The organism is Sulfitobacter sp., from assembly GCF_041552635.1.
Lineage (GTDB): Bacteria > Pseudomonadota > Alphaproteobacteria > Rhodobacterales > Rhodobacteraceae > Sulfitobacter.
The window spans coordinates 1-12552 of the sequence record NZ_JBFEKM010000125.1 but is presented as its reverse complement, the minus strand read 5'-3'; the positions used below and the strand labels follow the sequence as shown (position 1 = coordinate 12552).

Annotated in this window: 15 protein-coding genes; 4 read left to right on the top strand and 11 right to left on the bottom strand. The window is 55.3% G+C overall.

Annotated elements, in window-relative coordinates; all coding sequences use genetic code 11:
• A partial coding sequence (locus ABYT07_RS14510) for an IS1182 family transposase (protein ID WP_372992757.1) occupies positions 1–1294 on the top strand: 1294 nt, incomplete at its 5' end.
• Positions 1295–1429: 135 nt separating this feature from the next.
• Here the strand turns inward: ABYT07_RS14510 and ABYT07_RS14505 are convergent.
• The 7 genes from ABYT07_RS14505 to ABYT07_RS14475 form a co-directional block, all read right to left on the bottom strand.
• Positions 1430–2467 (bottom strand): replication initiation protein, encoded by a 1038-nt coding sequence (locus tag ABYT07_RS14505; protein WP_372992756.1) that lies wholly within the window; start codon positions 2465–2467, stop codon positions 1430–1432.
• 218 nt (positions 2468–2685) lie between these two features.
• Complete coding sequence (mobV, locus tag ABYT07_RS14500) at positions 2686–4206, bottom strand: MobV family relaxase (RefSeq protein ID WP_372992755.1); 1521 nt, start codon at positions 4204–4206, stop codon at positions 2686–2688.
• Positions 4207–4407: 201 nt separating this feature from the next.
• Positions 4408–4572, bottom strand: coding sequence for a hypothetical protein (locus tag ABYT07_RS14495; protein WP_372992754.1), 165 nt, complete (start codon positions 4570–4572; stop codon positions 4408–4410).
• Positions 4569–4745: a hypothetical protein gene (locus ABYT07_RS14490; protein ID WP_372992753.1), complete on the bottom strand. Its 177-nt coding sequence runs from the start codon at positions 4743–4745 to the stop codon at positions 4569–4571. The genes ABYT07_RS14495 and ABYT07_RS14490 overlap by 4 nt, the downstream gene beginning before the upstream one ends.
• Positions 4742–5068, bottom strand: coding sequence for a type II toxin-antitoxin system PemK/MazF family toxin (locus tag ABYT07_RS14485; RefSeq protein ID WP_372992752.1), 327 nt, complete (start codon positions 5066–5068; stop codon positions 4742–4744). The genes ABYT07_RS14490 and ABYT07_RS14485 overlap by 4 nt, the downstream gene beginning before the upstream one ends.
• Entirely contained in the window at positions 5065–5283 is a 219-nt protein-coding gene (locus tag ABYT07_RS14480; protein WP_372992751.1) for an antitoxin MazE family protein, read from the bottom strand. The genes ABYT07_RS14485 and ABYT07_RS14480 overlap by 4 nt, the downstream gene beginning before the upstream one ends.
• A 77-nt stretch (positions 5284–5360) precedes the next feature.
• The gene (locus ABYT07_RS14475; protein ID WP_372992750.1) at positions 5361–5759 is read right to left on the bottom strand and encodes a hypothetical protein; all 399 of its coding nucleotides are present in this window, start codon (positions 5757–5759) and stop codon (positions 5361–5363) included.
• A 110-nt stretch (positions 5760–5869) separates the two neighbouring features.
• Between ABYT07_RS14475 and ABYT07_RS14470 the strand changes: the two genes are divergently transcribed.
• A complete protein-coding gene (locus ABYT07_RS14470; protein WP_372992749.1) occupies positions 5870–6100 on the top strand; it encodes a helix-turn-helix domain-containing protein in 231 nt (76 codons plus the stop codon).
• 26 nt (positions 6101–6126) lie between these two features.
• Here the strand turns inward: ABYT07_RS14470 and ABYT07_RS14465 are convergent, their stop codons facing one another.
• The 4 genes from ABYT07_RS14465 to ABYT07_RS14450 form a co-directional block, all read right to left on the bottom strand.
• The gene (locus ABYT07_RS14465) at positions 6127–6468 is read right to left on the bottom strand and encodes a hypothetical protein (protein WP_372992748.1); all 342 of its coding nucleotides are present in this window, start codon (positions 6466–6468) and stop codon (positions 6127–6129) included.
• 126 nt (positions 6469–6594) lie between these two features.
• Positions 6595–10134, bottom strand: a complete 3540-nt coding sequence (locus ABYT07_RS14460; RefSeq protein ID WP_372992747.1) for an N-6 DNA methylase — start codon at positions 10132–10134, stop codon at positions 6595–6597.
• Positions 10135–10266: 132 nt separating this feature from the next.
• Positions 10267–10683, bottom strand: coding sequence for a hypothetical protein (locus ABYT07_RS14455; RefSeq protein WP_372992746.1), 417 nt, complete (start codon positions 10681–10683; stop codon positions 10267–10269).
• 102 nt (positions 10684–10785) lie between these two features.
• The gene (locus ABYT07_RS14450; protein ID WP_372992745.1) at positions 10786–11325 is read right to left on the bottom strand and encodes a recombinase family protein; all 540 of its coding nucleotides are present in this window, start codon (positions 11323–11325) and stop codon (positions 10786–10788) included.
• Positions 11326–11533: 208 nt separating this feature from the next.
• On the opposite strand from ABYT07_RS14450, the gene ABYT07_RS14445 reads away from it, so the two are divergent.
• A complete protein-coding gene (locus ABYT07_RS14445) occupies positions 11534–12181 on the top strand; it encodes a glutathione S-transferase family protein (RefSeq protein ID WP_372992744.1) in 648 nt (215 codons plus the stop codon).
• Positions 12182–12319: 138 nt separating this feature from the next.
• On the top strand, positions 12320–12552 hold a 233-nt coding region (locus tag ABYT07_RS14440), incomplete at its 3' end, for a transposase (RefSeq protein ID WP_372992743.1).

Genomic DNA, 12552 nt, shown 5'->3' with positions numbered 1-12552 from the left:
TGACCGGTTCGTCGATCTGAGCGACATCCGCCAGTATCTGTCCGAGTTTTACAGCCACACAGGCCGCCCATCGATTGATCCTGAGCTGCTGATCCGGATGCTTTTGGTGGGCTATTGCTTCGGTATCAGGTCAGAGCGCCGGTTGTGCGAAGAAGTGCATTTGAACCTCGCCTATCGTTGGTTTTGTCGCCTTGATCTGTCTGATCCAATACCCAACCATTCCACCTTCTCAAAGAACCGGCACGGGCGCTTCCGTGATAGCGCTTTGCTGCGCCACTTGTTTGAAAAGACTGTCGCACGCTGCATCGCTGACGGTTTGGTGAGTGGGCAACGGCTTGCTGCAGATGCCAGCTTAATCGAAGCTGACGCCAACAAACAGAACTCTACCCCAAAGGGAGACTGGGACCGCAGCGCCATTGATCCAACGGAGGCACCACGCGCCGTTCGCGAGTATCTCAACGTGCTGGATGACGCTGCCTTTGGTGCAGCATCTGAGGTTGAGCCCAAGTTCACCTCCCATTCTGACCCCTCCAGTCAATGGACGGCGGCACGTAAAGGCCCGGCATTCTTTGCCTATTCCACCAACTATCTGATAGATACCGATCACAGTGTGATCGTCGACGTCGAAGGAACGAGGTCAATCCGGCAGGCGGAAGTTGGGTCCGTGCGCACCATGTTGGATAGGATCAAGCATCGGCATGATTTGGATCCCGAACGCCTCATTGCAGATAGCGCTTATGGATCGGGGCCAATGCTTGGATGGCTGGTTGATCGTAAGATCAGTCCCCACATTCCGGTTCTGGACAAAGCCGGTCGAACCGACGGCACCTGGAGCCGTGCCGACTTTGAATGGGACGCCGAAAACAACCAATACATCTGCCCAGAGGGCGAGCCTTTGAAGCAGTTCCGGCGCAATTACTCGGACCCGAACCGTGGCCCGACTGGCAAAGGCGTCGCCAAGTATCAGGCGCTGAAGCACACCTGCCAAGCCTGCCCATCGAAGATGCAGTGTTGCCCGAATGCTGATGCTCGAAAGATCACGCGCGAAGAACACGAAGACGCCCGTCAGGTTGCCCGCGACATTGCCAAAACCAAGCAATACAAAATCTCAATGCGGCTCCGCAAAAAGGTCGAGATGCTCTTCGCCCACCTAAAACGCATTCTCGGATTGGGACGATTGCGATTACGTGGACCATGCGGCGCAAATGATGAATTCCTACTCGCCGCAACCGCTCAAAACCTCCGCAAATTGGCCAAGATCTTTCCCGCACCGCAGCAAATGCGCAAAGCCTGATAGGAAAGGCGTTTGCGTGCTCATTCAGACCAGGCTTTCTGCGACAGCAGCACGTTGTTTTTCCACAGAATCGGCTCACAGCCGACTTTCGCTGCGCTTGCACAGACTGTTCAAAAACGACCGTTTTTGAACGGTCTATCGTGCTGAATAGCTCTTGCACCATGTCGTGAAAGTTTTCTCGATAGAAGGGCCATCCAACGGGATCGACTTCTCGCCACACCATTTGCGGAACGTATCAGCCAGCTTGCGCAGGTCTGGCACATGCCGTCCGTCGATGCGTGGTGCATTGTCCCGTGCGATCCGGTCCCATGGCTGGCTGTCCTTGACGCTTCCAAAGTCAGGGAAGGCCGTTACGGGCGTTTCCGCTGTGCCATCCCGCCGTGCTTTTCGGCCTACTTTGGGGCGACCCAACTCGTTCTTCACTTTCGTGAGGTCTGCTTTGACTTCCCAAGCTATCTCGACCTCCACCACAGTCCGGCCAGCCTTGTGATAGTTCACCGTCAGGTGCAGCCGTGTAAGGTCGCTATTTATCTCATCCACAGCCGCCTTGATGGCCCATGTATTGAAATTCGAGAACCTTGTTAACTTCCCTTCGGGTATCCCAAACACAGCCCGAAGTTCGCTCACAGTGAACCGTTTGCTCGTCTTGTGTTTAAGGTTTTGCAAGCTGGCGATGTGCTGGAAAAGCAGCACTGAATATTTGCTACCCAGATGGAACACTGCCTGCCGATCGAGGATTGCCCAGTGGTTTGAATCCTGCGCCATACGTCGGAAGGTGCGGCCAAAATACCAAGACACGACCAAATGTCCGGTGGTATTTTCTTCGCGATAATCAATCTCCGCATCATCGACCATCCCACCAATTCTCACACGTTTTTTCTCGGTATCGTCGTGGATCAAAACGGCTGCGGCCAATTCCGCAAAAAGCGGGGTGATGGATGCCCGAGTATGATTGTCCATGCCGTCAATTTTTCGAATATCAGAGAGAGTTATCGTATGTTGGACATCATCAGCCATGCGGCCACCTGCCGTACCTATCATAAGATGCATCAGTTTGAGCGCCGCAAGACCTGGCGCATTTTGCATATATACGCCCTGTGCTACCTCAGCAGGCAGCACAGTTTTAGTTTGATCGTAGGCGCGATCAGCCGCCACTTGCGTTGTTTTTCCCATGTCTAGTTAATAGGCTAGGAAATCTGATTGGTAAACTAGCTTAAGCGGCTGGATTCCTAGCCTCAACGGCTGGATTCCTAGCTTAAGTGGCTGGATTCCTAGCCTCAAAAGGCAAAGATGTTTTGTAAACAATGGCTTAATCGCCCTGAACTTATAGAACATTAGAACAAGAAGGCGCTCCGCGCTTTTTTGGTGAATATGGATTGGTTTAAGGGGGGCTACCGCTCGTTCTCGTAGTCCCGCTCACGATCATCAGGGAAGTGGTTCCTGAGCAGATCGCGGGCATCAGACATGAGGTTTTTAGTTTCGCTGGACGTCTCATAGCCTTTTGCGAAGTTGTCATACTCGACGATCCCCAAGAGCTGGGCCGCAAACAGGGGCTTGTCCGTGATGTGCGAGATGGCCTGTATATCACCGTTGCGGAAACGCTCGTATTGCGCATCCGTCGTCGCTTCCCGCAACAACCCCAGAACCTCGCGGGTGCCTTCGGCGGTGTCCGCCAGATCATATTCGTCAGGGCTACGGTCTTCCCAGGCACCAAGGCGCTCGATGGCATGTGATACATGGGCTTTCTCGGCAGCTTCCGCACGGTCGCTGACTTTACGTTCTTCGGCCAAGCGATCCTGCTCAATGTGCCAAAAACCCTTCGCGCCCATGCCTTCCAGCATCCCGTCCACGATTCCACGGGTTTCTTCGGGAAGGTGGGCGCATTTGGCCAAGTAGTTTTTTTGAAAACGGGCGATATGATCTTGCCGATCATTGCCTTCATAGTCGGCCACCGCGTGTGCAAACTCCAGCAAGTACCGCCTATCGCGTTCGATCCCGTGTTCTGCCTCACTCGCTTCAAGTTTCAGCTTAGTGTCTGCCAGCTGGAGGCGGAGGTCGTCCATCTCGTAGGCTTTATTCTCCAATTGACGGGTTTTTTCATCCAGCTCCTCTCCAAATCCGACTGTGACGGTCTTGAGGTTCTCTGTGTAGGTCTGTGAGAGCCGTTCGTGGTGTTCAGCGGCCGTTTCCCTACCAAAGACACCAAGACGCCCTGTGGCGCGCTCTGGGAGGTCAAAGGAGAGGTTCTCGACAGCCTCGGCCCGTCCGTAAAAGCTTTTGATGGTTTCATGCCGCGCGTTTGACCGTTCGATCCCGCGATCCAGCCCGTGCTTGCGGCCCACCCGTTCAGCAAAATCGGTCTGCATCGCGGAGAGCTGGGCCTTGCCACCGACAAGCCCACGCGCGTTCAACTTGCCACGCTCGTCTATGGGGATCAGCATCACCTGCAAGTGCGGTGTGGTCTCATCGTTGTGGATCATAGCAGACAAGATGTTTTCTGCCCCGTGTTTGGCTTCCAGCCAGGTCAAGGCATCGCGCAGGTAGTCCTCGCTTTTGGTCTGACCCATTGCGGCCATTTTTTCGGGGGAGGCTGTCACAATGTATTCGAGGGCATGGACCGCATTCTTGCGGATCTTCTCAGGTGCGCGTTCCTGCCAGAGCTTCATCAGCTCGTCGGTTGTTTTTGCACCCGCCAGATGAATGTTGCGGTCGCGATCCTCGGGTCGGGCATTGGCGGTGTCGCGTTCCCGAAGGTTGTGCTGGGCGGCGGCGGCAACCTTGCCCATGCCGCTGATCTTGCCGACCCGTAAGATGGCGAAGCTGCGTGATCCCTTGGGCGGGCGAAGTGATCCGCCGTTTTTACGCTGATCGGGTTCGATCTTGCCCATCACGGCATCCACAGCGTTTACCATCGTAGCCCCCATCATTAAGAAAATGTGCACTCACTAGACAATTTGTCCTGCGTCCCAATTATCGCTCGGCTTCCAAGGAAGCAAGGCTGCACATTTTCTCAATGACGAGGGCTACCGCAAACCCCGTCCTCCCCTGCCTTATGGCTGGCGATGTCGGAAGGGGTTTTACCGCCCGGCGCTATGTGGCGACAGGGCGAGGCGTCACAGGACCACCCACAGGATCAGCGCGGCCAGAGCGGTCAGTCCGATGTTGGACAGGGCCATGGCAAGGCGAATATCCCAGATTGTTCCTGCGGTCTTCTCAAGGTGGGCCAGTCGGTCTGCTATCCGGTCGAGAGATGTGGTGATGCGGTCATTCTGTTTCATGGAGACTCCTCGTCCCAGAGTTCGTCTGTGAAGACCTTCATATCAAAGTTGGGATCGACCGGGCCGAGGGCTTCAACACGGGATTGCAGGCGCTTGATCCTGTCAGCTCGTTTATCAATGTCGGTGTTACCCACTTCACTGCGGGGGGCGTTTGGCGTTTCAGGCACGGTCATCCTGCCAGCCCCAGAACCAGCGCCAGCGATCTGTTCACGCTGACCATGGAGGCGTCATCGAGGTGGCCGAAGGCGGCTCCGATCTTATCGGCTTTCACTGTCATGGGTTTGTCCAGCATGATCTGCGATGCCTTGCGCAACCCGTTGTCAGACGATGGCTCCACCGTGGGGCGCAACAACGGCGCATCGACTAGCGTGGACGTGATGGGCAAAATCACCACCGACCCCAGATCGGCAAACTGGTCAGCCTGAATGATAAGCGCAGGGCGTGGTTTTCCGTAGTCGCCCTGCAAGGCGACCGTCACCAGATCACCGCGCCTCACTTCCACTCATCCAGGTCAGCAACAGCGGCGTCCATGAAATCTGATAGGTCCGCGTCGTGCTGGTCTGCCTGCGCGACCAGAGCCGCCTGACGGCGGCACTCTGCGGCAAAGCCTGGACGGCGGGTGTCAGGCACCCAAATTTGAACAGGACGCAGCCCTGCGGCCCGCAGGGTATCGCGGCGCTTCTGAACGCGTTCTGAAACTGGTGTCGGCATGGAATTCTCCTTTCGTTACATGTAACATATGGAGAGGGCGGTTTCAAGCCTGACCATAGGGCCTCAAAACATCCATTTCAGTTATCGTTCTGGGTAGTCGCAGCAGCCCATTTCTCAGGCACTTTCCCGCGGTTGTTTCCGATTATTCCGTTGACGATATGAGAACCCCATTTGAACCCGGCTTTAGGGCCGAAAAATGCCCGATACTCCATAAATTCCGCCTGTTCAGCTTCCTCACGCGATCTTGGCTCTCTTTTGATAGGAGAAAGCCGCCGCGCGACGGGGACTATGGTGATTGCTATGGGACTGCTTTGATCGGGATCAACTAAAGTCACGCTGACCATCAGCCCGTTCACCATGGTAAACCCTCGATCAGCCATCTGTTTTTTGAAATCTTTAGCCCACTCTTTGTCGCTATCCTGAACCCATACGTCACCTATGAGCAGATCAAATCTCTGCGTTACAGTATCAAACATCGCAAGCACCTTCACCGTCGTAGAATTACACTCAGTGACCTTATTAAGGTCACTGCGAATGTATCTTAAAACAGGTAGAGTTATAACCAACAATCGCGCCTTTTCCAGATGTGAAAAGAACGCCAAAAAGCCAGCTTCGCGATGTACTCGCCCGCAACCTGCGGCTCCACCGCGCCGAGCGTGGCTGGTCGCAGGAGCGGCTTGCTTTGGAGAGCGGACTCAATCGCACCTATCTCAGTGCCGTCGAGCGGTCCGAGCAGAACATTTCTGTCGATAACATTGCGCGGCTAGCTGCTGCTTTGAACATTGAGGCCCGGGATTTGCTTGAAGCCGGAAACTGATGCCTTTTCGGCGTTTGTTGAAAAAGTCACAACTTGCGAAACACCGCCTCAACATCTGATACAGGCGTTTTATTTGTAAAGCTGTGCAGCGGAGGGCCTGATTGAGTTCGGTCGCGAATCTCGATTTCGTTAGTGTCGTGATTGAAGGCAAAGGCATAGCGGTTGCCCTCAATTTCAACCCACAACACATTTGCGAGGTTTCCATCGTATTGCTTGATTGCGATTGTGCCGGGGTCACCCCGCCAGATAATGCCGCCGAGAAGGGCGAGAGCCACCCCTTTAACCTCACCTGCGTGGTGATCTGCGCGGTCCATTACTCCTTTGGCATACATATGAAGAATTTTTACTTCGTTGCCAGAGACTGCCATAAATAATTACTCCTGAAAATGGCCTGAGGCATATGCCGATGCACTCGGGGCTGATGAAGCTTGAAGCGGTATGGGTTCAGAAAGCTTGTGCGCATCGCGGCAAACGTGCGCGACGTTTCATAGCCTTCATTCATATCGGGAGCTGCTTTCCAAAGAAGTTCGCCGTCCGCGTTGTGCCGGGGTGAAAAATGGATATCGGGGCCGGACGCGGCTAAGGAACGGATCGTCGCGCATGTCGGTTTGAACGAAAGCAATCTCGTCGGAGGTCAGCCCTAAGGCGGTGCCGACCACTTGGTCAATTTCATCCACGCGGGCTTCAACTTCGATCTCGACAGCTAAGGGATCAAGGCGCGCAAGCAGTGCCGAAAGCGCGGCTTCGGCGGCGGCGTCTTCCGGCACGGAGAGCGTCGGCAAAGTGCCTTTTGTGATTTCCACACCCTTGGCCTGGGCCAGGGCCAGCCCGAGCCGCAGTCGGGTGGCGAGGAGAGGCGTCGGCATCGGCACGGAATGGCCGTCTTCCGAGAGGGCCACTGTCAGCGGATCGTTTGGGTCTTCCGGTTGGAGGGTTATGAGAACTGCCTCGCCGTCGTCAAAAGCAGCGGAAGGAACAAGCTTTTCGGTCTTTGCAGCATGGGTTTTGAACGCGGTTTTGAGTGGTATGAGTGCTAGCGTTGCCGCCTGCCGATCCAGTTCTTCGGCGGCATCGAAACGGGCGCGACAGGCGTTGAGGAAGGGATCACGCAAGGCTTCTAGCGCGGCCTCTGCTACCACAAGATCTTCGGACCACGGCAGGTTGCCAATGGTAGAGGGATACATGTCGCCGCGAAGCATGTCTTGATAGGAGGAGCGCAGCGACAGCAGCGTGATCCAGCCGTAAACACGAGAGGTCAGCAGTATGTCTAGGGGGAAGGACTCCAGATCGGGCCTTAGCCCGATCACTGTAGCCGAGTTCATGATTGCGGTCGTCTTCGGATCAAACGGTGCGGCGACAGGCACCTGTTCTATTTTGGGTAAACACCACATTTGATCAGGCAGCAGGTTGCGCAGTTCATTGTGCCAGACCGAGGGGCTTGAGAGGTTCCAGACATCGAGCTTCTGAAACACCGGAGTGCCGACAATACCAGCCGTTCGGATGTTCTCTCCTTTGTAGACATCGAGACCATTTGGCGAACCTTCCGATCCTGTGCCGCGCCGCGCTGCCCCGTAGGTAATCATGCGCTGTTCTTCCCACTGCGCTTCCCCGACGCCTTTTGGCTTTACATCTACAGCCTGAAAGCCGCCCTTACGGCGGGTCCAATAGCGTTTCGCAATGGATGACAACGGAGACAGCGCACGGAGCTTGCGAACGATAGGCGCACGTTCTGGCGTCATCCGGGTGGCAATGCGACCTTCGGGCGTAAAAAGGTCTGCATAGGCTATTATAGCTTCGGGTGCGGCGTCGAGGTCAAAGGTGGGTCGTGCCGAACGTTCAACTGGTGATGGGACCACAGATGAAGCGTCTGCGTTACGAACGATTACGCTGTCAGTGTCGCGAGGGGCACGTGCTTCGGCAAAGAGGATCATCGGAAGGACGCGCGCGTCGAAGACGTGTCGCCAGATCAGTTCCATGTCCACGATCTCGGTAATGGTCCAGCGCCCGCTTGGGGCGAAGAGGCGGCGCAGATCGGCAGACTTCTCGGCAGCACAAAAGCCAAGTGGGAGGATGAAGGCGAGTTTTCCGGGGCGGGGTTCGGCTGCATCTTCGGCGCCTTCCTCGGTTGATCCGGCGGCGGGCTCGAGCCAGTCGTGCAGAGCGCGGTAGATGAACAGGTTGTAGGCATCCCGACCGGTAGAAATGCCATCGTGGGCCACGCCGTTCACGGTAATCGGCTGCTCGAAATGCGCTTGTGCAGCGTCGTCCAGTGGTTGGCCGCGTTCGGGGCGAAGGTAGGGTGGGTTGCCAACTACGGCGGCGTAGCCCGGCACGTCAATGTCGCCCCATCGGGTGGTGCTCTGGTCGCGCAGGCTGGTGGGAACAAGACTGTTGGCGCGTTCGGCAACGCGAATTGCAGGAAAGCCTTCATTGCGGACTTGTGGTCCGAAGGACAGCAAATGGAACAGGAGCTGGATCTGGGTGAGGACGGCTGAAAACGGATTGAGATCGTTTCCTGCCGTGCGCTCGATCACGGCACAAGCATCCGCATAAGTGGCAAGGCCCCGGTCCGCATCTTCGCCAACAGCTTGCTGATAACGCTCGATCAGAAACGTGCCTGAGCCACACGCGGGATCAAGGATGGTATCCTCTGGGGAGAGATCGAGGCGGTCGAGCATGTAGCGTGCGATGGAGGGCGGCGAGTAGTATTCGCCTTGGGCCTTGCGCTGTGCAGGATCGAGAAAGCGGTCATAGATGCCTGTGAGGATGTCTCCGCGGATGGTGGTGAAATCGAAGCGAGCGAACCGGAACATTGCCCACTCGATGGTGCGCGAGAGTGTGTCGTCGGCAAGGTCGAGCACCCAGTCGTGTTCGGTTTCACGAAAAGCGGCAGCATAGACCAAAGCACCCTGCCGATAAGCGTCTTCCAGCAAGCGGGTGTAGTGGGCGTTGAAGTAATCCCGCATACCTTGGAACGCGGCGACACCGCCGTTGCAGAGGTAACGACGCAATTTAGGCCCATCGGGGGTCGCAAGATCGAAGAACGAATGTCCCTCTAAGAACCGGATCAGCAAGATGCGGGCGAGGATGAGGTTCGCGGTTTCCGTGGCAAAAAACCTATCCAGCTTATCGGCTTCCTTGGCGGCGTCGATCCCGGTTCGCTCGGCAAAAGCAGGAAGAGCCGACAGTGTAAGTCTGGCAAGCGCGGGATTGGCTGCGAGACTTCTGTTCAGCATGTGCGCCGCCCGCCCATGTTCGATGGTTTCCTCACGGCCTTTCGGATGCCCTTCGACCGAGACCGGATACGGCTTGAACACATGGCCATGAAAGCGGTCGGAGAACGCCGCCACTTCGGTTTCGAGGCGGTTTCGGTCGGCGCGGATTGCCGTCAGTGCTGAAAGTGTGGCGGCTTGGAGCTGGCGTGTGGTATCTTCCAAGCCATCGTAAAAAGCATTGCGAGCGATACTTTCTGCCAGTGTATCACCGCTGCCGGTGAGAGCGTCCCTGTCGATTAAGCTCAAGTCGCCCTCCCGAAACCGCGTGAGGCGCTGCGGAACACCGGCGACTTCAGCTTTTAGCGCCGCGAGGCGGTCGAGAAACTCGTCGTAAGTGAGTTTGGCAAGGTCGAGAACGATATCGGTGGCGGCGTTTTCGCCTTGGTCCGCTGGGCGGGCGACAAGGGTGGTGGGGTCGACCATGACGAACCAAGCTGTATCAGCGGTGATGTATTTGCTTTTTTCCGCAAAAAGAGCGGCACGGCGAGTCTCATTACGACACACACCATGTGCGTCTTTCGCTTCCAAGACGATCCACGGCACTTTGGCTGTTGCAATGGCACCGGGCGCAAATACCGTGAGGTCCGGGCGACCACGCGCACCTGCGATGTCAATATCCACGTCTTTTGAGGGGTAGCCTAAAACCTCAACAAAAAGGGTGTGTAAAGGAGCATACATTGCTGCTTCCTGTCCCTTGGATGTGGCTATGATTTTGTCCCGCGCATCAATGAAACGGGTCTGAGGTGTCTTCTTGGCCATGTAGTCAACTTTTACATTTAATTTTGAATTGAAGGTTTGTTTGTGTGACCATCGGGGCCGGTACGAGGATTAATAGGCGCACACTGCATCTTTTTTGTCGTGAAAACTACTATTCAAAATCTTAGTGGATGTTCAGCTTTTCAACTTCTTAAATGGCCATAGCACCCATCGAGTTGAGGCCCCCTGCCCTATTGTCTCTATTTCAGGCTTTGGCAATGCCAACTGCATAGCTTGTGCTTGCCACTTATCCCGTTGTTCCTGTGTTTCGGTCAGTCGTTCGCGTAGTAGTTCAACTTCGACCTGTAACCGTATGAAATCAGGGTTTCTTTCGGGAGTTTCCAATCGTTCGCTTACAACAGTGTCCGACACAGTTACTTGGGGTTTCCTAGGGTATATCCTGAAAAGTTCTGATGGTTCTATCTTATACCCAGCCGAAGTTTTCTCAAAGTACGATAACTTCCCTGATTTCAGCGCTTTTGATAGAGTTGACTTCTGAACCCCTGTTTCTTTTGATGCCTCACCTAAAGTCAGATATTTGCCTGTTGTCATAGGGGTATCCAATCGTTCACTGTTGGTGTTGTTTACAACAGTGTCTCATGTTCGCACTGCCTTGGCAAACTCGGCCCAACAGGGCAGGGGGGGACTCCTAGGTCAAGCCCGCCTAATGGTGTTCGGGCTTACTTCGAACAAACGTGCCAGCTCTGCAATACCACGGCCTTCGTGATCGCGCATACGCGCCACTTCTGCGCGGCGCTCTGATGACAGGGCGGAAGGTCTGCCCCCAATGCGTCCCCGCTTGCGGGCGGCGATAAGCCCTTCCTTAGTTCGCTCGGATATCCGCTCGCGCTCAAACTGGGCAATGGAGGCAAAGACATGGAAGACGAGCCGTCCGGCTGGTGTCGTGGTGTCGATGTCCTCGGCTAAGGACCGAAACCCTGCACCTTTTGCGCCTACCGCCTCAACGATGCTCAAGAGGTCCTGTAGGGATCGGCTGAGACGGTCATACTTGGTCACGACAACCACGTCGCCGTCCCGCAACTGCTCAATCATGCGGTCCAGCTCAGGGCGAGACTTCTTGGTGCCGGAGATTTTCTCTGCAAAAATGCGGTCAGCGCCAATCGCCTCAAGGGCGGCAGTCTGGGCATCAAGGCGCTGATCTTCTGTCGAAACACGTGCATAACCGATGATCACTGATATGACCCTTCCAAAAACCTTCAACAACTTGTTTGGTTTTGAACGGGGTTTGTGGCAGCGTCAATCGGGGTGGTGTGCGCATGTTCCAAAAACGAGGGTTTTTGGAAGGGTGCCGAATGGTGGCTGTGCGGACAAAGCTGCCGTTGCACCTTCAGTTTTCTATGGCCGCTTTTTGCACAGGCAATTTTTATGGTAGGAGGCATAGATGGCATCTTCAGTCACTCTTCGCGGCTATCGCTACAGTGTTTACAATCGTATCGCGCGAGTAGTGCTGCACGAGAAGGGTGTCGAGTATCGAACTGAAGAAATTGATCCCTTCGCAGCCAACGTCCCGAAAGAATATCTCAAACGGCATCCATTTGGACGGGTGCCTGTCCTAAGCCATGGCAAGTTTGATGTATTTGAAACTTCCGCAATAGCTCGGTACGTCAATGCGGCTTTTGAGGGGCCAGAATTGATGCCAACGGAAGCTGCGACACTGGCGCGCGTTACGCAGGTCGTCTCGATTATCGATAGTTACGGTTATCGACCCATGGTCAGACAGGTTTTTTCCCATCGAGTTTTTAGGCCCGCTGTCGGTGAGGTTGCAGATGAAGCTGAAATCACAGCGGGCATTGATGCGTCTCACACCGTATTGGGCGCACTGAACAACATCGCAAAAGAGGGCCGCGTCTTGGACGGCCAGAGTTTCACGGTCGCAGACTGCCACCTAGCACCGATGATCGCCTATTTTGTGCAGGCAGATGAGGGCGCTGGTGCATTGAAGGCTCACAAAAATCTCGCTGACTGGTGGGCAACCGTGTCGCAGCGAGAAAGCCTCCAATCTACAGAACCCGGCCTTCCAAGGAGCTGACTGAAAATGTCATGCCGGAATCCGCCATTCAGGCAACGCGCAGCATCCGTGAATTTGGGCTAATTCTGTTGAAAAACTCTTGTTGATTTGAGGTGCCGTCGCTGATTCAATTCTTGCAAGGATGCGGGGGATTTGGCGATGATGGGACCGAAGCAGGAAGCACAGGCGGCGCTGTTTTACGAGTTCTCGCTGAACGATCACGTTCCACAAGATCATCTTCTGCGGTCGATTGACCGGTTCGTCGATCTGAGCGACATCCGCCAGTATCTGTCCGAGTTTTACAGCCACACAGGCCGCCCATCGATTGATCCTGAGCTGCTGATCCGGATGCTTTTGGTGGGCTATTGCTTCGGTATCAGGTCAGAGCGCCG